Source organism: Actinoplanes rectilineatus (assembly GCF_000962825.1).
Lineage (GTDB): Bacteria > Actinomycetota > Actinomycetes > Mycobacteriales > Micromonosporaceae > Actinoplanes > Actinoplanes rectilineatus.
On record NZ_JZKF01000034.1, the window covers coordinates 51,096 to 71,642 of the forward strand.

The following is a 20,547-nucleotide window of genomic DNA, read 5'->3' on the forward strand; positions in this document are numbered from 1 at the left end:
TGTGCGATGGTGTAACCCGCAATTTCGCCGGAACCCGCGACGGTGCCGACGGAACAACCGAACACCATGGAGGAAGCACGTGCCGAGAACCCCTTGGCGCCGGCGTACGACGGATAGTCCCCGTCCCGCAGGGCGTCGTTGGGCTGGCCGTCTGCGCCGCAGTGGGACGCTCGCGCGCCAGGCCCTGCTTGTTCGGGTGGGCCGCCGCAGCGTCGCCGACACGGGTGGCCGTGCCGCCACGGCGACGCGGGCCGAGGTGCTCTACACCGGTCCCGAACAGCACGTGCGGCCGCACGTCTCCGCGCCCGGCATCCCCATGGAAACGCCCACCGTCGCCGACGACGGGGCCTCCATCCCGCTACTCCCGGGCGAGCACACGATGTCCCGTCGTGTCTCGTTCGCCCTGGTCAACGCGTGCACCCTGAGCAGCCTCGGCCTCGGCCTGATGGCGATCTTCCTGGCCATGGACGGCAACGCCCGCATCGCGGCCGCCTGCCTGGTCGCCTGCGTCGCCTTCGACGGCCTCGACGGCGCGCTGGCCCGCAAACTCGGCGTCTCCAGCCCGTTCGGCGCCCAGATGGACTCGCTGGCCGACATGTGCTCGTTCGGCCTGGCCGCCCCGGTGGTCGTCTACGCGTCGCTGGCCGGCTCCGTCCCGCAGTACGCGGCGGCGATCGCCAGCGCCCTCGTCGCGGGCTGCGCGGCGATCCGCCTGGCCCGCTTCAACGTCTCGCCGAAGGACGGCCGGTTCTTCTGCGGCGTCCCGACGACGATGGCCGCGGCGGTGCTGGCCCTGACCGTGCTGATCGGTCTGCCCCTGCCCGGCATGGTGATGCTGGGCGGCGTGACGCTGCTGGCCTTCGCGATGGTGTCGAGCTTCCCCTACGCGAAACTGGCCCGGCTGCTGAAGCTGCCGCCGTGGCTGTGGCTGCTCCCGATCGTGGGCGCGCTGCTCCAGCCCCGCATGACGTTCGTGCTGATCGTCGCGGTCTACCTGGTCAGCGGCCCGATCCTGTGGATGCGCGCCAAGCGCGTCTGACCACCCGACTCCGCGCAGGGGCCGTCCCGTTTCGGGGGCGGCCCCTGCGCGCGCTTTCCGCCCGGACGCCTGGTTTCGCACCTGGCTGGCGCTTCGTCGAAGAGGTTCCGGTCGATCACTTGCCGCTGTAACGGAGCCGTCCAGAATCGAAGCGGTTCGGATGTATGTCAGACCCCCGAGCCGTCGCTCACGGTCCTCTCTTACGACGTCACGCAACCACTATCGGCGGCCGTGCCTCATGGTTGCTGTCGCCTCGACGGGGTGGGTCGTGGCGGACGGCCGGGTCGGTTGAGCCGTTGTTCACGGCTGTTCGCGAGGTGTGATCGAGCCGCCTGCGACGGCTCGGAGGTGTCGGCCGCGGTTGACGGTCGTTCGGAGCGCGGGTAGGCCGTGTTCGGCGGCTGGGTTGGTCGGGCCGTATTCGACGGCTGGGGTTGGTCGGGCCGTCGTCTATGCCTGTTCGGGAGGCGCAGTTCAGCGGTCATCGACGGCTCGGCTTGCGGGCCGCCGGCTTCGTTCCGCTCTCGCGACGTCTCGCTGCCACCACCGACGGCTGGGGGTTGTCCGCTTTAGTTGATCATGGGTCTGCCCATCGACTTCGCCGCGGCTGTGATCATGTCTGCCGGGCGCCGTCTCCGGTCGCCCCGGTGCGTCGGCGCCGTTCAGCAACGCGCGGCCTTACCGGGCCGTCACCGAGATCGGAATGGGTTCGGTGACGTTCCGGTCGGCTCGGCCGTCGGTCGCGGTCCGCCCATGGGCCGAATACGACCGTGGGCGACGGCTGGGTGTCCTTGAGCCGTCGTTCACGGCTGGTTTCCGCTCTGCCGAGCAGCCGTAGTCGACGGCTCGACCGGCTTGGCCGTCAGCTGTGGTCCTTCCGCGCGCCGAATACGACCGTGGGCGACGGCTGGGTGCCCTCGAGCCGTCGCTCACGGCTGGTTTCCGTCCTACCGAGCAGCCGTAGTCGACGGCTCGACCGGTCCGGCCGTCAGCTGTGGTCCTTCCGCGCGCCGAAAACGACCGTGAGCGACGGCCGACGGTCGCGCCGCGCCACCCAGCTTAAGTTGATCACGGACATGACCCCACGCTGCGACAAACAGCTGAGTTGAGCTGCGCTGATGCGACCGCCATCGCCATCGCCGCCGTCAACGGCCGACGAGTCGCCGCGGCGAAGGGGATCGCATGGTCACCGGCCACGGCGTTGATCAACTTAAGCTGAGCGGCATCGGGGGGTGTCCGCCGTGGTCCAGGGCTGGTGCCGCTTCGACAGGTGGGCCGTGGTGGGGTCGGGTTGGTTGAGCCGTCGTCCATTGCTGTCTGCTCGATCGATGCCCATGCCCATGCCCATGCCCATGCGCGACGTCAGCAGAGCGTCACGGGACGTCACGGGGTGGTGCGGGGCGATCATCGTTCCAGCCAGCCAGCCAGTGAGCAAGCCAGCAAGCCAGCAAGCCAGCCAGCAAGCCAGCAAGCCAGCCAGTGAGCAAGCCAGCCAGCCAGCCAAGCAAGCCGGCCGACTGGTGTAGGTCTGCGAAAAGTGATGCGGGTGGTGGTGGACCACCGATCTCAGCCCGGCGGTCGCGGCAAAGGCCGGACCACCGGGGAGACCGCGTGGAGCCACGGTGCTGGGGCCAGGTCGTACCCCAGAAAGAGCGTGACCGAAAAAGGTCAGCTAGACCGATCGGTCTTCCAGCGGGCGATCACCGTGGAGCCGCCGACTACGCGCTCGTTGACGCTCACCAGGGCCTCGGCCTTGTCGGCCGGCAGGTAGACGTCGGTGCGGGAGCCGAAGCGGATCAGGCCGTAGCGCTCGCCCTTGGCCAGCAGGGTGCCGACGGGGGTGCGCTGGACGATGCGGCGGGCGATCAGGCCGGTGCGCTGGACGACCGCGACGGTGCCGTGGTCGGTGTCCAGGACCGTGTAGGCGGCCACGTTGTGTTCGGCCGCGGCGGTCGCGGCGTTGGCGTAGCCGCCCTCCTCGACGAAGTAGTCGGCGACGCGCCCGGCCACCGGGGCGCGGTTGACGTGCACGTCGAAGACGGAGAGGAAGACCGCGATGCGCAGGAACTCGCCGGGGCCGAAGCGCTCGTCGTGCATGCGCTCGACGGAGAGGACCTTGCCGTCGGCGGAGGAGATGATCGTCGTCGGGTCGGTCGGGACGTCGCGTTCCGGGTCGCGGAAGAAGAGCGCGACCGGGGCGGACAGCAGCGCCGGGACCAGCCACAGCTTGGACTTGGGCCGGGCGCGGCGGGCCAGCGCGGCCAGGCCGAGTGCGATGCCGGCGGCGGCGACGCCGTTGGAGTCGATGTGCATGGTGCGGGTCACCGGCACGCTGGACGGCCGGTAGGCGGGGGCGAGGGTCGCCGCTGTGGACACCTCGGCCGGGGTGAAGCGCAGCTTGTGCACCCGCAGCGGCGGCTGGTTGCGGACCACCAGGTCGGAGCCGACGCCGAAGAGGGCGCCCTGCCGGAACAGTTCGGCGGCGGCGCCACCGGTGCGGCCGGGCGTCGCGGGCGCGGCGACGGAGAGGACCGCGCCGTCGGCCAGGTATTTGCCGAGCCGGTCGAGCAGGGTGCGGGTCTCGTCGGCGGTGCCGGTCAGCGGCTCGGCGACGATCACGACGTCGGCGGGCTGCGCCTCGTCGAGGGCGTCGACGACCTTCACCCGATCGGCGACCCAGCTGCCGAGGCCGGTGATGTGGCCGCGGAGGAGTTCGGCGCTGCTGTGCTCGCCGGGGACCAGGGTGAGCGTGTCGCCGGGGAGCAGCGCCTCGACGGCGGCGGCGACCACGGCTGAGGCGTGGTCGGCGCCCACCAGCAGGGCGGACGTGGCCGCGTTCTGCCGGGCGAACTCGGCGGTCAGGACACGGGCGGCCCGGGCGCCCACGCCGGGAACGGATGTGGAGGACACGGCGGGAAACGGGGTCATTCCGCGAGCATATTGCCCCGCCCGCCGGTTGTTTCCCGGTGGGCGGGGCAGTGGCACGTTCATTCCTTGCGCTGATGGTCGCCGGGGTGGTCCTTGGCGAAGCGGTCGGACGGGTCGTCGAGGAGTTCCTGGACGATCGAGGCGTGCATCTCGGGCGGGAGGTCGCCGGGGGTTTCGGCGCGGGCCACGACCGGTTCCGGGACGGGCTGGTCGCGGCGACCTGAGCGGATCGCCCCGAGGAGTCCGATCACGCCGAAAAGGATCAGGCCGCCCGCGACGATCCAGCCCACCGCGGGCAGGTGCACGGTGACCACCTGGGAGACCGCCCACCATGCGGCGACGCCCAGGAAGATCAGAGCGAAGGTCAGCGAGACGCCGTCGGTGCGGTGTGCCCTCATCGGGTCACCTCCAGGTTTCCAGTGTCGAGGTGCAGGCCGAGGGTGAGTCTGCCGCCGCCGGCGCCCTCGGTGCCGAGGTCGGTGACGCTGCGGGTCTCGGACTCGGAGCCGTTCCACTCGTTGCCGAACAGGAAGGTCCGGCCGCCGCCGACCTGGACGTCGACGGTGGTGTCGACCTCCGGCGGGAGCAGCACCCGCAGCTGGCCGACCTTCATGTCGATCGCGGTGTTCTGCTCGGCGCCGGCGAAGTCGACGTCGCGCAGGTCGAGCGTGACGTTGCCGAAGGTGAACTCGTAGCGGTCGGCGACCTCGGCCAGGCTCGCCGGGTGGACGACGCTGTCGCGGAACTCGGCGCCCCAGCGTTCGGTGCCGGTGGAGACCACCAGGCCGATGGTGGTGAGCAGGGCCAGGAAGATCAGCCCGCGGGCCCGGCCGAACCAGGCGCCGACCAGCAGGCCGAGTCCGATGGTGACCAGGGCGGCCGCGAAGTAGGCGGAGACCGCGACGCCGGCGCCGGCCATGTCGGCCGCGGCGAGCACACCCATCACCATGACGACCGCGAAGAACGTCAGACGGCCGAGGATCGAGCGCTCCTTGGGAGGCTTCGGCGTCTTCGGCGGGCGGGGCGCCGCGGGAGGCGGCGAGTAGGGGGGCTGAGAGCTCGCGTACGGCCCGTGCGGGGCGAACGGCGGGCGGACACCCTCGCTCGAAGGAGTGAACGTAGGCGGCTCGTAACGGGGCGGAACCGGCGGTTCCTCGGTCGTGTCCGTGGCGGGCGGGACCGGCGCCGGCGCAGGCGTGGTGGCACCGCCTCGTTTGATCAGCAGGAACGCGCCGACGATCACCGCGGCGGCGAGCATGCTGGCCCGCGCCCCCGAGTTGACGATGAAGGCGAAGGTCAGCAGGGCGGCGCCGCCGAGCAGGACCACCGACAGCGGGGTCATGCCGGAGTGGCCCTTGCCGAGCAGCGACTCGATCGGCGAGGCGGTGTCGCCCTCGGACGCGATGATCAGCCAGCCGATCAGGTAGAGCAGGACGCCGGTGCCGCCCAGGATGCCGAGCACGGCGAGCAGGACCCGCCAGAGCACCGGGTCGGTGTTGGTGGCCCGGGCCAGGGCGCCGCAGACGCCGGCCACGTAACGCCCCTCGCGGGGGCGGACCAGCTGCTGGCGGGTGAAGGCGGCATGGGCCTGCGCCACCCAGGGCGGGACGTTGGTGAACTGTTCGGTCCGTTCGGTCGACGGCGCCGGCCCGTCCTGCGGACCGGCGCCCGGCGTGGAAGGTCCGCGGGGTTCGGCAGCTTCGTCGTTCATGCCTTCGATCCTGCTGGCCGGGCCACCCGAGTCGCTTCCGGAACCGACCCTGAGGCCACCCTGAGATATCCGGTCCCGGTTTCCCCGGGTACTTACCCGTGGCCGGGTGGGGCGGCACGTGTGACGATCGGAGGGTGACCACCACAGCCACGCCGACCACGGCCCCGACGCGCCGGTTGTTCCGGCCGCGCGACCACCGGATCGTCGCGGGCGTCGCCGCCGGCCTGGCGCGTCATCTCGGCGTGCCGGTGCTGGCCGTGCGGATCGCCCTGGTGGTCCTTCTGGGTTTCAACGCGCTGGGCCTTCTGTTGTACGCCGCCTTCTGGGCCGTGCTGCCGCAGGAGGCCCGTGCCGACGAGCAGCCGGCCCGTCGCGACTTCGCCGCCCTGATCCCGTTCGCCGCGATCGGCCTCGGCGTCGTCCTGCTGCAGGCCCTGGTCTTCGACGACCAGGTCGCCACCACCGCCGGCTGGATGGTCGCGGTGATCACCGTCGGGGCCGGCGTGATCTGGCACCAGTCCGACCCGAGCCGCCGTGATCAGCTCGCCGACGGCCTGACCGCCCCGGCGCCCTGGCTGGCCGCGATCGTGGCGGAGACCGACCGGCGTTCGTTCCTCTTCCGGTTCGTCGGCGGCGGCATCCTGGTCGCCGTCGGCATCATCGGCCTGGTCGCGGTCTACGCGCCCGGCGACTCCCTCTCGGCGGTCCTGAACGGCGTGATCTTCGCGTTCGTCGGCCTGCTCGGGGTCGGCGTGGTGGTGGCTCCGCTGGCCTGGCGCACCTTCGGGCAGCTGCGCGCCGAGCGTGAGGGCCGGATCCGGGAGCAGGAGCGGGCCGAGCTGGCCGCCATGATCCACGACCAGGTGCTGCACACCCTGGCGCTGATCCAGCGCAACTCGGCCGACATCAAGGAGGTGCAGCGGCTGGCCCGGGGCCAGGAGCGCAGCCTCCGCAACTGGCTCTACAAGCCGGCCGCCTCGCCGAGCGAGCGGTTCGCCGCCGCGCTGGAGCAGGCCGCGGCCGAGGTGGAGGACACCTACGCGATCTCGGTGGAGACCGTGGTGGTCGGCGACACCCAGTGCGACGAGCGGGTCGCGGCGCTGGTCGCGGCCGGCCGGGAGGCTCTGGTCAACGCCGCGCGGCACGCCGGGGTGCAGACCGTCTCCCTGTACGCCGAGGTCGAGCAGGACGAGCTGAGTGTCTTCGTCCGGGACCGGGGTGCGGGTTTCGACCTGGGTGGGGTGGCGGATTCGCGGCACGGCGTCCGGGGGTCGATCATCGGGCGCATGCAACGCCACGGCGGCCGGGCGGAGATCCGCAGTGCGCCGGGCGACGGAACGGAGGTGCGGCTCATGCTCCCCGTTTCGCGGGAGAGCGTGACCGCCGGTAAGGAGTCAGCACGATGACCGAGCCCATGATCGAGCCCGCGGCCCGCCGGCTGAGTGTCTTCCTGGTCGACGACCACGCCATGTTCCGTGCCGGGGTGCGCGCGGAGCTGGGGGCGCATGTCGACGTGGTGGGCGAGGCGAGCACGGTGGCCGAGGCGGTCAGCCGGATCGCGACCATCCAGCCGGATGTGGTCCTGCTGGACGTGCACATGCCGGACGGTGGTGGCCGCGCGGTGCTGGAGCAGGTCCGGCGCACCCATCCCCAGGTGCGGTTCCTGGCCCTGTCGGTGTCGGACGCGGCGGAGGACGTGATCGGCCTGATCCGGGCCGGTGCCCGGGGGTACGTGACGAAGACCATCTCGCCGGACGAGCTGGCCGCCGCGGTACGCCGGGTGGCGGACGGCGACGCGGTGTTCAGCCCCCGGCTGGCCGGGTTCGTGCTGGACGCGTTCGCCTCCCGGCCGGACGTGCCGGTGGCCGACCCCGAACTGGACCAGTTGACCAATCGGGAGCGCGAGGTCCTGAGGCTCCTGGCCAGGGGTTATGCGTACAAGGAGATCGCCAAGGAGCTGTTCATCTCGATCAAGACGGTGGAGACGCACGTTTCCAACGTATTGCGGAAGCTGCAGATGAGTAACCGTTACGAGCTGTCACGATGGGCCGCTGACCGGCGTCTGGTCTGAAGGTCAACCAAACGTTCACCAGTTTCGATCGTTTCGGCGGCGTACTGTACCCGAATGGACACCCAGGGGAGTACCCGCAGCTCAGAGGGGTCGGATCTGACCGATGGACGATCTTCCGGCTTGCGTACGGACGTAAACGGCTAATATCGGCTTGATAACGGCGCTCTTTGGTTTCCGTGCCTCTGTGTCACAGTGGCAGCTACTCACACAACCCCTCGTGAGCGCCCCTGAAGGAGGCACTCCCATGCCTGGGAAAAGCCCATGGAAGATGGCGGTCGGTGCGACCGCCATCGCCTTGTTGGCCGCCGGTTGCGGAAGCGGCGGGTCCGACGACTCGGCCGCTTCTTCGAATACAGCCATCATCGGTATCGGCGAACCGCAGCACCTGATCCCGTCGAACACGACGGAGTCGAACGGTGCCGAGGTTCTGTCGTCGCTGTTCTACCCGCTGGTGGACTTCGACGACAAGAACAACCCGACTGAGGTTGCCGCCGAGTCGATCACCGCTGACGCCACCAACAAGGTGTGGACCGTCAAGCTGAAGAGCGGCTTCACGTTCCACAACGGCGAGCCGGTCATCGCTGACAACTACATCGACGCTTGGAACTACGCCGCCTACGGCCCCAACGGCCAGGGTGGTTCGTACTTCTTCACGCGTATCGCCGGCTTCGACGACCTGCAGTCCGAGGACCCGGACGGCGAGGAGGGCCCGCAGAAGGCCCCCGAGCCCAAGGCCAAGAAGCTGACCGGTCTGAAGAAGGTCGACGACACCACCTTCACCGTGTCGCTGTCCGCCCCGTTCGCGAGCTTCAAGTCGCTCCTGGGCTACACCGTCTTCTACCCGCTGCCGAAGGCTGCCTTCTCGTCGGACGGCGTCATCGCCGACGGCTTCGAGGACTCCATCATCGGCAACGGCCCCTTCAAGCTGAAGGGCAAGTGGGAGCACGACGCGCAGATCGTCGTGGAGAAGGTCACCGACTTCAAGGGTCAGATCCCGAAGGTCGACGGCATCACCTGGAAGATCTACCAGGACGACCAGGCGCAGTACGCCGACCTCGTCGCGGGCAACCTGGACGTGCAGACCACCATCCCGATCGAGTCGCTGGCCTCGGCCTCGGCCGACCTGGGTGACCGGTTCCAGAAGAGCCCGAACTCGGTCTTCCAGTTCGTGGGCTTCCCGACGTTCCTGAAGGAATACCAGAACGTCGACGTCCGTAAGGCGATCTCGATGGCGATCAACCGCCAGGAGATCACGGACCAGATCTTCCTGGGCTCCCAGACGCCCGCCACCTCCTTCGTGTCCCCGGTCGTCGCCGGTTACCGCGAGAACACCTGTGGCGCGAACTGCGAGTACAACCCGACCGAGGCCAAGAAGCTGTACACCGCAGCCAAGGGCCCGGCCGAGATCAAGATCACGTACAACGTCGACGGTGGCCACAAGGCCTGGGTCGACGCCACGTGTAACCAGATCAAGGCCTCGCTCGGTGTGAACTGCACCGGCCAGGGCGAGCAGAAGTTCGCTGACCTGCTCACCAAGGTTGAGAAGAAGGAGAACGTGGGTCTGATCCGCCTCGGCTGGATCATGGACTACCCGCTGATGGAGAACTACCTCGGCCCGCTGTACGGCACCGGTGGTTCCTCGAACTACTACGGCTACAGCAACACCGCGTTCGACGCGCTGGTCAAGGAAGGTTCCGAGGCGGCGACGCCGGAGGAGGCCATCGCCAAGTGGCAGGCCGCCGAGGACATCCTCGCCAAGGACATGCCGGTCATCCCGCTGCGTGTCGGCCAGAACGTCTTCGGTTTCTCCGAGAAGGTCACCAACGTGACCGTCGACCTGTTCCAGAAGGTCGACATCTACGCGATCGAAGTAGTCAGCTGATTTAACCGCTCGAACGGTGGTGGCGTCACGGAGCGTAAGATACCGTGGCGCCACTACTGTGTTAGACCCCCTACCTCTCGTCGCCGTGCTCACGAGGCCGGCGCTCTTCCGCGGAAGAGGCTAAACCCGTATGTTCCGCTACATCGTGCGGCGCTTACTGCAGATGGTCCTGACTTTCTTCGGGGCGACATTTGTGGTCTTCGCGCTGACGTTCGCCAACCAGGACGACCCCCTCCAGGCCTTGGCGGGCGAACGACCCATCACTGAGAGTCAGCGCCTGGCGCTGACCGAGCGTTACCACCTGGATGAGCCATTCCTCACCCAGTACTGGTACTACATGAAGGGCCTGCTCACCGGAGACCTCGGCACGTCGCTGACCGGTCAGAAGATCGGGGACATGCTGGTCAACGCATGGCCGGTCACCATGCGGCTCGCCCTGATCGCCATCGTCCTGGCCGTGGTGATCTCCGTGACCGCGGGCGTCTACTCCGCGATCCGTCGCGGCGGGGCCTTCGACAACATCACGCTGTTCCTGACCCTGGTCCTGCTCGCGATGCCGATCGTCGTCCTGGCGCCGATGGCTCAGCTGCTCTTCGGCATCCAGCTGGGGTGGTTCCCGCCGACCGCGACGCGGGACGCGAGCCTCTATGCGCTGTTCCTTCCGGCCCTGGTGCTCGCCACGCTGGCCATCGCCACCGAGTTGCGGGTCACCCGGACCTCGGTGGTGGAGAACCTGCGAGCCGACTACGTGCGGACCGCCCGGGCCAAGGGCCTCACCGGCCGGCGGGTCATCTGGGTGCACGTGCTGCGCAACTCGCTGATCCCGGTCGTCACGCTGATCGGCGTGGACCTGGGCGGCCTGATGTCCGGCGCCATCGTGACCGAGAAGATCTTCAACATCCCCGGCGTCGGCTTCAACATCGCCCGCGCGATCAGCACCGAGGACGGACCCCTGGTGGTGGGATTCGTCAGCATTCTGGTGATCATCTTCTTGGTCGTGAACCTCGTCGTCGACCTGCTCTACGCCGCCCTCGACCCCAGGATCCGTTATGAGTGACCCCACCTCCATCACCGCCGTCGAAGCGCCCGGGGCGGGCGTCCCCGCGCCGACCGGGCCGGTCAAGACGGACAAGCCGCGCAGCCTCGCCGGCGACGCGTGGAACGACCTCCGCAAGCGCCCGGTGTTCTGGATCTCGATCGTCCTGGTGGCCGTGATCCTGCTGATGGCCGCATGGCCGACGCTGTTCACCTCAATCGACCCTCGTGCCTGCACGCTGGCCAACCAGCACAAGGGCCCGAGCGGTTCGGCGTACTTCGGGTACGACTTCCAGGGTTGTGACGTCTACGCCAAGACGATCTACGGCGCCCAGAACTCGATCATCGTCGGTGCGCTGTCCACGCTGCTGTCCGGCGTGATCGGCCTGGTGTTCGGTCTCGCGGCCGGGTACTACGGCGGCTGGCTCGACGCCGTGCTGTCCCGCGGCATCGACATCATGCTGGGCATCCCGTTCCTGCTCGGCGCCATCGTGCTCTCGTCCCGCCTCGCGGCGGACCCGAACTCCGACGGCGTTCTCGCGGTGACGATGACGCTCGGCCTGCTGACCTGGACCTCCGCGGCCCGGGTCATGCGATCCGCGGTCATCTCGTCGAAGAACCAGGATTATGTGGCGGCCGGCCGGATGCTCGGCGCGACCCCGGCGCGACTGATGCTCCGGCACATCCTGCCGAACTCGATCGCGTCCTTCATCGTCATCCTGACGATCCTGCTGGGCACCAACATCGCCAGTGAGGCGACGCTGTCGTTCCTCGGCGTCGGGCTCAAGGGCGACGCGATCAGCTGGGGCATCTCCATCTCGGAGGCCTCCCGGTACGCGCGTGTCGCGCCGGGCCCGCTGGTCTACCCGTCGCTCTTCCTCGCTGCCACGGTGCTGGCCTTCATCATGCTGGGCGACGCCATCCGCGACGCCTTCGACCCGAAGTTGCGGTGACCCTGTGACTGTTACCAAAGCGCACATCGACGTCCTTCCCGGCGCCGATCCGCGTGCACCTCTGCTCGAGGTGAACGATCTGCACGTCGAGTTCCGCACCCAGTACGGCGTGGCCAAGGCCGTCAACGGCGCGAACTTCCGCCTCGCGGCCGGCGAGACCCTGGCGATCCTGGGCGAGTCCGGCTGTGGCAAGTCGGTGACCGCCCAGGCGATCATGGGCATCCTGGACAGTCCTCCCGGGTTCATCACGAAGGGTCAGATCAAGTACCGCGGTGTCGATCTGCTCGGCGTCGCGGAGGAGCAGCGCCGCAAGGTGCGCGCCAACCAGATCGCCATGATCTTCCAGGATGCGCTCTCGGCTCTCAACCCGGTTTACACCGTCGGGTTCCAGCTGGCCGAATTGTTCCGTATCCACCGGGGAATGTCCCGGAAGGACGCCAAGAAGCGCGCCATCGAACTGCTGGACCAGGTCAAGATCCCGGCCGCGAAGACCCGGGTCGACGACTACCCCCACCAGTTCTCCGGCGGCATGCGGCAGCGCGTCATGATCGCCATGGCGCTGGCCCTCGACCCCGAGGTGCTGATCGCCGACGAGCCCACCACGGCTCTCGACGTGACGGTTCAGGCGCAGATCATGGGTCTGCTCGCGGACCTGCAGAAGCAGCGCAACATGGGCCTCATCCTGATCACGCACGACATGGGCGTGGTCGCGGACGTCGCCGACCGGATCTCCGTGATGTACGCGGGCAAGGTCGTCGAGGAGGCGGGCGTCTACGACATCTACTCCCGGCCGGCCCACCCGTACACCCGGGCCCTGCTCGAGTCGATCCCTCGCCTCGACATGAAGGGTCAGCAGCTCAACGTCATCCAGGGCCTGCCGCCGGCGCTGACGTCCATCCCGCAGGGGTGCGCGTTCAACCCGCGCTGCCGGTTCGCGAAGGACCCGTGCCGCCAGGACCCGGCGCCGCCGGCCTACGCCGTCGCGCCGCAACGTACCGCCCGCTGCCACTTCTTCCGGGAGGTCCTCGGTGAGTGACGTCGTTCTCGAGACCAAGAGTCTCGTCAAGCACTTCCCGATCACCCAGGGCATCGTCTTCCAGACCAAGGTCGGCGCGGTCCGGGCAGTCGACGGTGTCGACATCCAGCTGCGCCGTGGTGAGACCCTCGGCGTGGTCGGCGAGTCCGGCTGTGGCAAGTCCACCCTGGCCAAGCTGCTGGTCGGCCTGGAGAAGCCGACCTCCGGCTCGATCATGGTGCGCGGCCAGGACATGGTGAAGCTCAAGGGCAACGCGCTGCGCCGCGCCCGCCGCAACATCCAGATGGTGCTGCAGGACCCGTACACGTCGCTGAACCCGCGTATGACGGTCGGCGACATCATCGGGGAGCCCTTCGAGATCCACCCCGAGGTCGTCCCGAAGCGGGGACGGCAGGCGGCGGTGCAGGACCTGCTCGACACGGTCGGCCTCAACCCCGACCACATCAACCGGTACCCGCACCAGTTCTCCGGCGGTCAGCGTCAGCGCATCGGCATCGCCCGTGCCCTGGCCCTCAAGCCTGAGATCATCGTCTGCGACGAGCCGGTCTCCGCGCTCGACGTGTCGATCCAGGCCCAGGTGATCAACCTGCTGGAGCGTCTGCAGAACGAGCTGGGTCTGTCGTACATCTTCATTGCGCACGACCTCTCGGTGGTCAGGCACATCTCCGACCGGGTCGCCGTGATGTACCTCGGCCGGGTCGTCGAGGAGGGGCACGACCAGCAGATCTACGAGCAGCCGACGCACCCGTACACCCAGGCGCTGCTCTCCGCGGTGCCGGTTCCGGACCCGCGTCTGCGCGGCCACCGCGACCAGATCGTGCTCGAGGGCGACGTGCCGTCGCCGGCCAACCCGCCGTCGGGTTGCCGGTTCCGGACCCGGTGCTGGAAGGCGCAGGACATCTGCTCGCAGCAGGACCCGTTCCTGCAGATCCGCGATCGGTCCGCACACCCGAGCGCCTGCCACTTCGCGGAGGTTCGCGACGTGGTGCGCGGCCACTGAGCACCACGGCCGGTCCTCCCGGCCGGGCCGATCTCTGATCGGCCTGATCAAAGGCGGTCAACGGGCCGGGCGATCTTGGATCGCCCGGCCCGCTTTCGTCAGACCCTTCCGGGGTACGCCGTGAGCAGTTTCGTCGCTGTTCGTCCTGTTCAGATGATGCCAATTAAGGCGACGGGTTCGGCTTTTCCGGCCGGGATCGCGATCACGGCTTTTCGGCGCCGATGACCGGTCCCGGATCGATCGGGTGATCGCGGTCGGCGGTGATGACCGGGCCCCGCCGGGCCGGCCGGGGTGCCGGGCGGTTCCCCGTCCGATCACCCGCGGACATCACCCGCGGGACGGCCGGGCGGGCGGTCGGTGTGGCGCCGATGACGCCGCCGGCCGGGACCACACGGTGCGGGGGCAGCGGTTCCGCGGCGATCCTCCCGAACCGTGACTCCGGCCCGGCCGGCGCGGACTGTGCTGCTGGTCCGGGTCCGGGCTGCCCGGCCTGTGCTCCTGATCCGGCATGCGGTTCCGTCCCCGCCTGCGCGGCCACCGGCTGCGATCCGGCCGGCCCGGATCGTGTCCTCGAACCGGCCTGCGCCGGCCCCGAGCCGATGATGCCGTTCACGGGGAAAGTCCGGCGGACGGTCCTTCTCCCCGCCGTGTCCCCGCGGGAAACCGCATTGTCGGCCGTCATTCCCGCCGTTGCGGGAAAGACCGCCGCGGAAATGGCCGCCGCCGCGATGCCAGCCGCCGGAATCAATCGTGGATCCGGCGCCCGGGATTCGCCGTTCGGTGTTGTGGCGGCCGCCGGCCGGCTCCCGTCGTCACCGATCGCGGTGCGGGTGCCCGGCGTAACGGCCGGCCCGGGACCGGCCGCCGGAGCCGGTGCGGCCGTCGGCCCGCCGGCCCGGTAGCCGCCGGGGGTGACCAGGGCGGCCTGGGCCTCGGCCAGCTCCCGGCACAGACCGGACATCAGCACCCGGGCCCGGCGGGTCAGCTCCGCCTGCCGTCCCGGCTCCACCGGCGACCGTGGCGGCGGGCCGAGCGCCTTGCCCGGACCGGACATGGCCAGCTGCTTCGCCTCCTCGAACGCGGCCAGGGCGACCCGGTTGGCGGTGTGTTCCCGGTGGATCCCGGCCAGTTCCCGCCGGACCGACTCCAGGGCGACCGTGACCGCCCCTAGCAGCCGGTGACCGGTCAGCGCGGCCTCGGACGTCTCGCGCAGGCTGGCGATCAGCGCGTCCAGCCGTTCGAGGTAGGCGGCCGCCGCCCGGTTGCCCCGCGGCGGCCACACGGCGACCAGCGCCTCCCGGTACCGCAGAGCCCCGGCCAGGTGCTGCTGGGCCAGCTCGGCCGACCGGCGCCAGCCGACCAGGACGCGGCGGTGGCCGGAACCGTCGTGGCGCTCCAGCATCGCCCACATCTGATCCACGTTCCGGGTGGACCAGTCGGTGCCGGCCGGGACGTCGAGCATCAGGACCCCGTGGCCGGATCGGCGCCGCCCCGCCGTGAACCGGGCCCCGCGGTGCCGAGTTCGGAGCCGGCGGCGCCGATCCGGGACCGGGCGGCCTCGTCGGACTCCCGGAAGCGGGCGGCGATCTCAGCGGCGGCCGTGGCGAGGGCGTGCGTGCCGGCGGCGTACCCCTGAATGTTCCGCAGGGTCACTTCCTGTGCCCGTCCGTGTGCTTTCAGGAATTGTTCGAGTTCGGAAAATGGCGATTCCGTCCCCAGTGTCTCGATCATTGCGCTGACGACACCGGCCGCATGCGGTGCGTAATCGTGGTCGGCGTCCGCTTTCCACCGGGCCGCGTATTCCGTCATCGCGTGCGGGTCAGCCTCGACGGCGGCGAATGCCATGTGACCGTAATCGCGCAGCCGGTCAGGGTCGCGATCTTCTGTGGGGATCATCCGGAACTCCTCGAACACGGTCGGGATGAACTCCGCGAGATTATCCGGTCACACCGCGTGTCATCGGCCCCTGTGGACAGGCCGGCCGGCGGCTCGCCACGTGCGCGGCGCGGCTCCCGGACGGGCTGATCGGATCCAGTCCGGGGCCGGGACCTGCGAAGTTCCGGAATTGACCGAAGTGGATCGCGATGCCAGGATGGCGACCAACGCGGCCAGCTCATGATCGTCTAGGCTTCCCCGTACGACGCTGACCAGCGGTTCCTCATTCATCGGCCGAGCGTACGACGGGTGCCCGGAGATCCGGTGACACGTGTCCCACACTCGGCTGATCAATTCGCGGCCGCTCGACAGAACCAGGTATTTTCTGCGTGATGTCTTCTTCTCTCCCCACCGTTGTCGCTGATCGGTACCGGCTCGTCGCGCCGCTCGGTCAGGGCGGGATGGGGCGTGTCTGGCGAGCGACCGATGTCGTGCTGCACCGTGACGTCGCGATCAAGGAACTCGTGCCGCCCCCCGGGCTCACCCCGGCGGAGCGGCAGGAGATGCGCGAGCGCTCGCTGCGCGAGGCACGTGCCATCGCCCGGCTCAACAACATCAACGTGGTCCGCGTCTTCGACGTGCTGCGCACGGACGCCGACCCGTGGATCGTCATGGAGTACGTGCCCAACCGCTCGCTGCAGGACACCCTGGCCGCCGACGGGCCGTTCAACGCGTTGCGTGCCGCCGAGATCGGTCTCGGCGTGCTGAACGCGTTGCGCGCCGCCCACCGTGCCGGCGTGGTGCACCGCGACGTCAAACCGGGCAACGTGCTGATCGCCACCGACGGTCGCACCGTGCTGACCGATTTCGGTCTCGCCACCGTGCCCGGCGACCCCAACGTGACCCGGACCGGCCTGGTGCTCGGCTCCCCGGCCTACATCGCGCCGGAACGCGCCCGGGACGGCACCGCCGGGCCGGCCGCCGACCTGTGGTCGCTCGGCGCCACCCTGTTCGCCGCGGTCGAGGGGCAGTCGCCGTTCGCCCGTCCGTCGGCGATCGCGACCCTCGCCGCCCTCGCGACCGAGAACGTCCCGGTGTCGCGGAACGCGGGGCCGCTCAAGCCCGTACTCAACGGTCTGCTGCGCAAGGATCCCGCCCAGCGGATGGACGCCGAGGAGGCCGAGCGTCTGCTGGCGCGCGCCGCCGGCCGCCGCTCCAAGATCTCGTTCCCGATGAGCCCGACCATGCGCCGGCCCGGCGTCGGCCGGGAACGCCCGTCGCTGCCGAGCGGCCCGGGCGGGCCCCCGGTGCTCCCGGGCAGCGGCTGGGGGACCGCCACCGGCTCCGCGCCGGTGGTGCCGGGTCCGCGCCCGCCGGTGACCGGTGGACGCCCCGGCGACCCGCAGCAGGGCCGTCCGGCCGCCGCGAGCGGTCGTCCCGACCCGCAGCAGGGCCGGTCCACCATCGGTGGCCGTCCGCAGGATTCGCAGCAGGGCCGGTCCGCGGTCGGTGGCCGTCCGGGTGACCCGCAGCAGGGTCGTCCCACGCCGCCGATGCCCGCGGGCCCGCCGCCGTCGTTCACGCCCGGCAAGGCGACCGTCGGCCGCACGCCGGTGCCGCCACCCGGCGCACGCCCACCGGCGAAACCGCTCGACGCCACCCGCTTCGACACGCCCCAGGTCAAGGACCAGGGACGTCAGACGCCGCCGACCGCGCCGATGGGTGCCCCGGGCCACCAGATGCCGCCGACGACGCCGATGGGTGTCCCGGGTCATCAGGTGCCGCCCACGACGCCGATGGGTGTTCCCGGCCAGGCCCCGCCGACCACACCGATGGGCGCCGCGGGTCTGCAGGCGCCGCCGACCACGCCGATGGGTGCTCCGAACCGGCAGGCTCCGGCGACCACACCGGTGAACCCGCAGTCGTCGCCGTCGCAGAACCCGCCCGCGCAGTCGATGGCGGCCGGCAACGCCCCGACGAACGCCCTGCGGACCGGTTTCACCGCCGCCGACGTGGTGGCGCACCGGCGCAAGCAGGCGGCCCCCGAGCACGAGCAGTCCCTGGCCCAGGCCACCTCGGGCTATCCCGTGGTGACCCCGCGCGGCCAGCAGCCCGCCGCGGACGAGGCCGAGCAGGCGACCACCGCCATGCCGGCCGACGCCGCCCAGTCCGACGCTGCTCAGGCCGGCGCGGCCCAGGATGACGCTGCCCGGGCTGACGCTGCTCAGTCCGGCGCTGCTCAGGTTGATGCTGTTCAGTCCGGCGCTGCCCAGTCCGGCGCTGCCCAGTCCGGCGCTGCCCAGGCTCCGGCCACCACGCCGGTCCCGGCGCCCGGCGAGGACGCGGGTGCTACTGCTGACACCGAGGCTGCCGCCGCCGATTCCGCCACGGAGAAGTCCGCGGTGGAGACGTCGGCCGCCGAACCGGAGGCCGGTGCAGCACCGACCGGCGCAGCACCGACCGGCGCAGTACCGGCCACTGCCGCGCTGGCCACTGCCGCGCCGGCCGATGCTGTGGCGGTCGATGATGCGACCGGTCCGGCGGTTGATGCGGAGTCCTCGGACCCGTCGGCTGACGCCACCGGATCCGCTGACGAGGCACCGGCAGCCACGACCGAAACGCCTGCCGAGGCCGCCGGCGCGACGGCCACCACTGGCGCCACGGCCACCGCCGGCGCCACGGCCGCAACCGGCGCACCGGTCGAGGCGGACGCAGCGTCCGAGACTGACGGCGCGGCCACGGCTGCTGAGACGGAGCCTGCGGTGCAGGCGGCCGAGCCGGACACGACTGCCTCCCCGGCCGTCGTCGAGGGCTCTGCCCCGCCTGCCGAGGAGGCCGTCGCGGCTTCCCCGGCGGCGAAGGACGTCCCGGAAGCGACTCCGGAGCAGCCTGCCGCGATCTCCGTCCCGGCTGCCCGCCCGGTCGCCGATCCCGCTCCGGTGTCTCCCGCCCCGGTCTCCCCGGCCGCGGTCTCGCCGGCACCGGCCTATCAGGCTCCCGTGTCTCCGGCGCCGACGTATCAGGCTCCCGTGTCTCCCGCGCCGACGTATCAGGCCCCGGTCTCGCCGGCCGCGACCTACCAGGCTCCGGTGTCGCCGTCGCCCGTCTATCAGGCGCCGGTTCCGTCGGTCGACAGCGACAAGACCTCGATGGTGGACTTCACCACCGTGGTGCCGCAGTCGCCGCCGGCCGCCGGAGCGACCCAGATGGTCGACTACCGGTCGGTGCCGAACTACTCCTCCCGGCCGCCGCGTCGGGCCTGGAATCCGGCCGAGGTTCGTTCCGAGCAGCGCAGGCCCGGTGGGATCACGATCCTGGGCACCACGCTCACCCGTCAGCAGGCGATCATCGGGCTGGCCATCCTGCTCACCTTCGTCCTGTTGATCGGCATCATCGTGGTGCAGGCGTTCGGCGGTTCCGACGACGAGCCGACCGGCCTCGACCAGAACGGGATCAGCTCGTCGCAGGGTGTGGACCCGGCGGCCACCACCGGTCAGGGCGGGGCGACCAGTGCGGCGCCCAGCCCGTCGGCCACCACGTCGGCGGCCGCGACGATCCCGGCGAACTGGAAGACGTACAGCGGCAGTGGGTTCAAGCTTCCGGTGCCGTCGAGTGTCAGCGGCGGTGGTGGCGGCAACGGCACCCAGCTGCGGTGGAAGAACCGGCTGCTGATCATCAACAAGGTGGACGGCGAGCCGGGCGACCCGGTGAACTACTGGCGCTCGCAGGACACCGGCCGGTACCCGCAGTACGAGGAGATCGGTATCAGCGAGGTCGCCTACAAGGGCGAGGCCGCGGACTGGGAGTTCTACTACACCACCTCGTCGGGCAACCGGCAGCGCGTGGTGAAGCGGGTCTTCGCGATCGGCGGGACGACGTACAACCTGTCCTGGTACACGACGCCGGAGGACTGGGACAAGGCAAAGTCCGACATCGAAGCGGTTTTCGCCGGTTTCACGGCAAACTGATCAGACCTCCCATGCGTGGGATCCGGGTGGTTGGGTAGTTATCCAGCACCACGGATGGGAGGTGTGACATGAGCTGCCGACGATATGGCAGTAAGCCCACGATCGCGCTGTGGATGCTGGTGGCGGTGGCCGACGTGATCATCATCGTCGCGTCCACCGGGCTGCTCCTCGCGCTCTTCTTCGTCCTCGCCGTGGCGGTGATCGCCGCCGGTGCGGTGGTGGCCGGCCGGGCACTCGGACGGCGGGAGGCCGAGCCTGTCGAGGTGGCCGTGCGCCGCCGCGCATAGCGGAATCGGCTACAGTCCCCGGCGTGTCGATCGACGGTGTGACTGACCTGTGGGACCAACTGCTCGGCGCGCAGCCGGATCCGCCCGGCCTGCTGGTGTTGATCACCGCGGTCGCCGGATTCCTGGCGGTGGCGATCCGCCCGGTGTGGCGGGTGGCCCGTAATGCGGTGACCATCGCGCACGAGGGCGGGCATGCGCTGTTCGCCCTGGTGACCGGGCGCAAGCTGCGCGGCATCCGCCTGGAGTTCGACACGTCCGGGCTGACGCTGTCGGCCGGCCGTCCGACCGGGCCCGGCATGATCCTGACCCTGCTCGGCGGTTACATCGCACCGTCGCTGGTCGGTGTTCTCGGCGCGTGGCTGCTCGGCGGCAACCGGATCACGTTGCTGCTCTGGCTGGCGGTGGTGTTGCTGCTCCTCATGCTGATCAACATCCGGAACCTGTTCGGTGTGATCTCGTTGCTGATCACCGGGGCGATCGTCTTCGTCGTGTCCTGGTATGCCGAGCCCGAGGTGCAGGCCGCGTTCGCGTACGCCGGCGTGTGGTTCCTGCTGTTCGGCGGCATCCGGCCGGTCTTCGAGCTGCAGCAGCTGCGCTCCCGCGGCCGGATGCGGGACTCGGACGCCGACCAGTTGTCCCGGCTGACCCACCTGCCGGCGCTGTTCTGGGTCGGTCTCTTCCTCGTCGTCAACCTGGTCGCCCTGCTCGCCGGCGCGTTCCTGCTGGCCGGCCAGTGGCTCCCCACGCTGACTGTCTGAAACC

At 70.2% G+C, this 20,547-nt stretch carries 16 protein-coding genes and 1 pseudogene; 11 read left to right on the forward strand and 6 right to left on the reverse strand.

Annotation, left to right across the window (positions count from 1 at the left end; translation table 11 throughout):
- Positions 1-151: 151 nt before the first annotated feature.
- The gene (locus WH85_RS24570) at positions 152-1,039 is read left to right on the forward strand and encodes a CDP-alcohol phosphatidyltransferase family protein (RefSeq protein WP_045744385.1); all 888 of its coding nucleotides are present in this window, start codon (positions 152-154) and stop codon (positions 1,037-1,039) included.
- A 1,668-nt stretch (positions 1,040-2,707) separates the two neighbouring features.
- Here the strand turns inward: WH85_RS24570 and WH85_RS24575 are convergent.
- Genes WH85_RS24575 through WH85_RS24585 form a run of 3 tightly spaced genes read right to left on the reverse strand, consistent with a single transcriptional unit; the run spans position 2,708 to position 5,678 of the window.
- A complete protein-coding gene (locus tag WH85_RS24575) occupies positions 2,708-3,967 on the reverse strand; it encodes a phosphatidylserine decarboxylase (protein ID WP_045744346.1) in 1,260 nt (419 codons plus the stop codon).
- Between the two features lie 59 nt (positions 3,968-4,026).
- Positions 4,027-4,365, reverse strand: coding sequence for a phage holin family protein (locus WH85_RS24580; RefSeq protein ID WP_045744347.1), 339 nt, complete (start codon positions 4,363-4,365; stop codon positions 4,027-4,029).
- On the reverse strand, positions 4,362-5,678 hold the full coding sequence (locus tag WH85_RS24585) for a PspC domain-containing protein (RefSeq protein ID WP_045744348.1): 1,317 nt from the start codon (positions 5,676-5,678) through the stop codon (positions 4,362-4,364). The genes WH85_RS24580 and WH85_RS24585 overlap by 4 nt, the downstream gene beginning before the upstream one ends.
- A gap of 134 nt (positions 5,679-5,812) precedes the next feature.
- Here WH85_RS24585 and WH85_RS24590 point away from each other — a divergent pair, with 134 nt between their 5' ends.
- The 7 genes from WH85_RS24590 (at position 5,813) to WH85_RS24620 (ending at position 13,655) form a co-directional block, all read left to right on the forward strand.
- Complete coding sequence (locus tag WH85_RS24590; RefSeq protein ID WP_045744349.1) at positions 5,813-7,084, forward strand: ATP-binding protein; 1,272 nt, start codon at positions 5,813-5,815, stop codon at positions 7,082-7,084.
- Positions 7,081-7,749 carry a response regulator gene (locus WH85_RS24595; protein ID WP_045744350.1) on the forward strand — a complete coding sequence of 223 codons (669 nt, stop codon included), beginning with the start codon at positions 7,081-7,083 and terminating at the stop codon, positions 7,747-7,749. The genes WH85_RS24590 and WH85_RS24595 overlap by 4 nt, the downstream gene beginning before the upstream one ends.
- 244 nt (positions 7,750-7,993) lie before the next feature.
- The gene (locus WH85_RS24600) at positions 7,994-9,631 is read left to right on the forward strand and encodes a peptide ABC transporter substrate-binding protein (RefSeq protein WP_052720772.1); all 1,638 of its coding nucleotides are present in this window, start codon (positions 7,994-7,996) and stop codon (positions 9,629-9,631) included.
- Between the two features lie 130 nt (positions 9,632-9,761).
- Positions 9,762-10,688, forward strand: coding sequence for an ABC transporter permease (locus tag WH85_RS24605; RefSeq protein ID WP_045744352.1), 927 nt, complete (start codon positions 9,762-9,764; stop codon positions 10,686-10,688).
- On the forward strand, positions 10,681-11,619 hold the full coding sequence (locus tag WH85_RS24610; RefSeq protein WP_045744353.1) for an ABC transporter permease: 939 nt from the start codon (positions 10,681-10,683) through the stop codon (positions 11,617-11,619). The genes WH85_RS24605 and WH85_RS24610 overlap by 8 nt, the downstream gene beginning before the upstream one ends.
- A gap of 4 nt (positions 11,620-11,623) precedes the next feature.
- Positions 11,624-12,655, forward strand: coding sequence for an ABC transporter ATP-binding protein (locus WH85_RS24615; protein WP_045744354.1), 1,032 nt, complete (start codon positions 11,624-11,626; stop codon positions 12,653-12,655).
- Positions 12,648-13,655, forward strand: a complete 1,008-nt coding sequence (locus WH85_RS24620) for an ABC transporter ATP-binding protein (protein WP_045744355.1) — start codon at positions 12,648-12,650, stop codon at positions 13,653-13,655. The genes WH85_RS24615 and WH85_RS24620 overlap by 8 nt, the downstream gene beginning before the upstream one ends.
- Positions 13,656-13,857: 202 nt before the next feature.
- Here WH85_RS24620 and WH85_RS24625 read toward each other — a convergent pair whose 3' ends face one another.
- From WH85_RS24625 to WH85_RS48980, 3 genes are read right to left on the reverse strand one after another with little or no spacing between them, the layout of a single operon-like run.
- Positions 13,858-15,117, reverse strand: a complete 1,260-nt coding sequence (locus WH85_RS24625; RefSeq protein WP_045744356.1) for a hypothetical protein — start codon at positions 15,115-15,117, stop codon at positions 13,858-13,860.
- Complete coding sequence (locus tag WH85_RS24630) at positions 15,117-15,569, reverse strand: hypothetical protein (protein ID WP_045744357.1); 453 nt, start codon at positions 15,567-15,569, stop codon at positions 15,117-15,119. Before WH85_RS24630 ends, WH85_RS24625 begins: the two co-directional genes overlap by 1 nt.
- Before the next feature lie 42 nt (positions 15,570-15,611).
- Positions 15,612-15,821 (reverse strand): acyl-CoA carboxylase subunit epsilon, encoded by a 210-nt coding sequence (locus tag WH85_RS48980; protein ID WP_083449233.1) that lies wholly within the window; start codon positions 15,819-15,821, stop codon positions 15,612-15,614.
- A gap of 101 nt (positions 15,822-15,922) precedes the next feature.
- Between WH85_RS48980 and WH85_RS24635 the strand changes: the two are divergent.
- The 3 genes and pseudogenes from WH85_RS24635 to WH85_RS24645 all read left to right on the forward strand — a co-directional run.
- Positions 15,923-16,799 (forward strand): annotated as a pseudogene (locus WH85_RS24635) (serine/threonine-protein kinase); the annotation flags it as partial.
- Positions 16,800-19,566: 2,767 nt separating this feature from the next.
- Entirely contained in the window at positions 19,567-19,785 is a 219-nt protein-coding gene (locus WH85_RS24640) for a hypothetical protein (RefSeq protein ID WP_045744358.1), read from the forward strand.
- A 23-nt stretch (positions 19,786-19,808) separates the two neighbouring features.
- Complete coding sequence (locus tag WH85_RS24645) at positions 19,809-20,543, forward strand: M50 family metallopeptidase (protein ID WP_083449229.1); 735 nt, start codon at positions 19,809-19,811, stop codon at positions 20,541-20,543.
- The last annotated feature ends 4 nt before the right edge of the window (positions 20,544-20,547 follow it).

What these genes read in the sequence shown, in the direction of transcription:
- WH85_RS24580 (WP_045744347.1), bottom strand. Translation starts at nt 4,365, where the DNA reads ATGAGGGCACACCGCACCGACGGCGTCTCGCTGACCTTCGCTCTGATC.
- WH85_RS24595 (WP_045744350.1), top strand. Translation starts at nt 7,081, where the DNA reads ATGACCGAGCCCATGATCGAGCCCGCGGCCCGCCGGCTGAGTGTCTTC.
- WH85_RS48980 (WP_083449233.1), bottom strand. Translation starts at nt 15,821, where the DNA reads ATGAATGAGGAACCGCTGGTCAGCGTCGTACGGGGAAGCCTAGACGAT.
- WH85_RS24640 (WP_045744358.1), top strand. Translation starts at nt 19,567, where the DNA reads ATGAGCTGCCGACGATATGGCAGTAAGCCCACGATCGCGCTGTGGATG.
- WH85_RS24585 (WP_045744348.1), bottom strand. Translation starts at nt 5,678, where the DNA reads ATGAACGACGAAGCTGCCGAACCCCGCGGACCTTCCACGCCGGGCGCC.
- WH85_RS24605 (WP_045744352.1), top strand. Translation starts at nt 9,762, where the DNA reads ATGTTCCGCTACATCGTGCGGCGCTTACTGCAGATGGTCCTGACTTTC.
- WH85_RS24575 (WP_045744346.1), bottom strand. Translation starts at nt 3,967, where the DNA reads ATGACCCCGTTTCCCGCCGTGTCCTCCACATCCGTTCCCGGCGTGGGC.
- WH85_RS24600 (WP_052720772.1), top strand. Translation starts at nt 7,994, where the DNA reads ATGCCTGGGAAAAGCCCATGGAAGATGGCGGTCGGTGCGACCGCCATC.
- WH85_RS24610 (WP_045744353.1), top strand. Translation starts at nt 10,681, where the DNA reads ATGAGTGACCCCACCTCCATCACCGCCGTCGAAGCGCCCGGGGCGGGC.
- WH85_RS24625 (WP_045744356.1), bottom strand. Translation starts at nt 15,117, where the DNA reads ATGCTCGACGTCCCGGCCGGCACCGACTGGTCCACCCGGAACGTGGAT.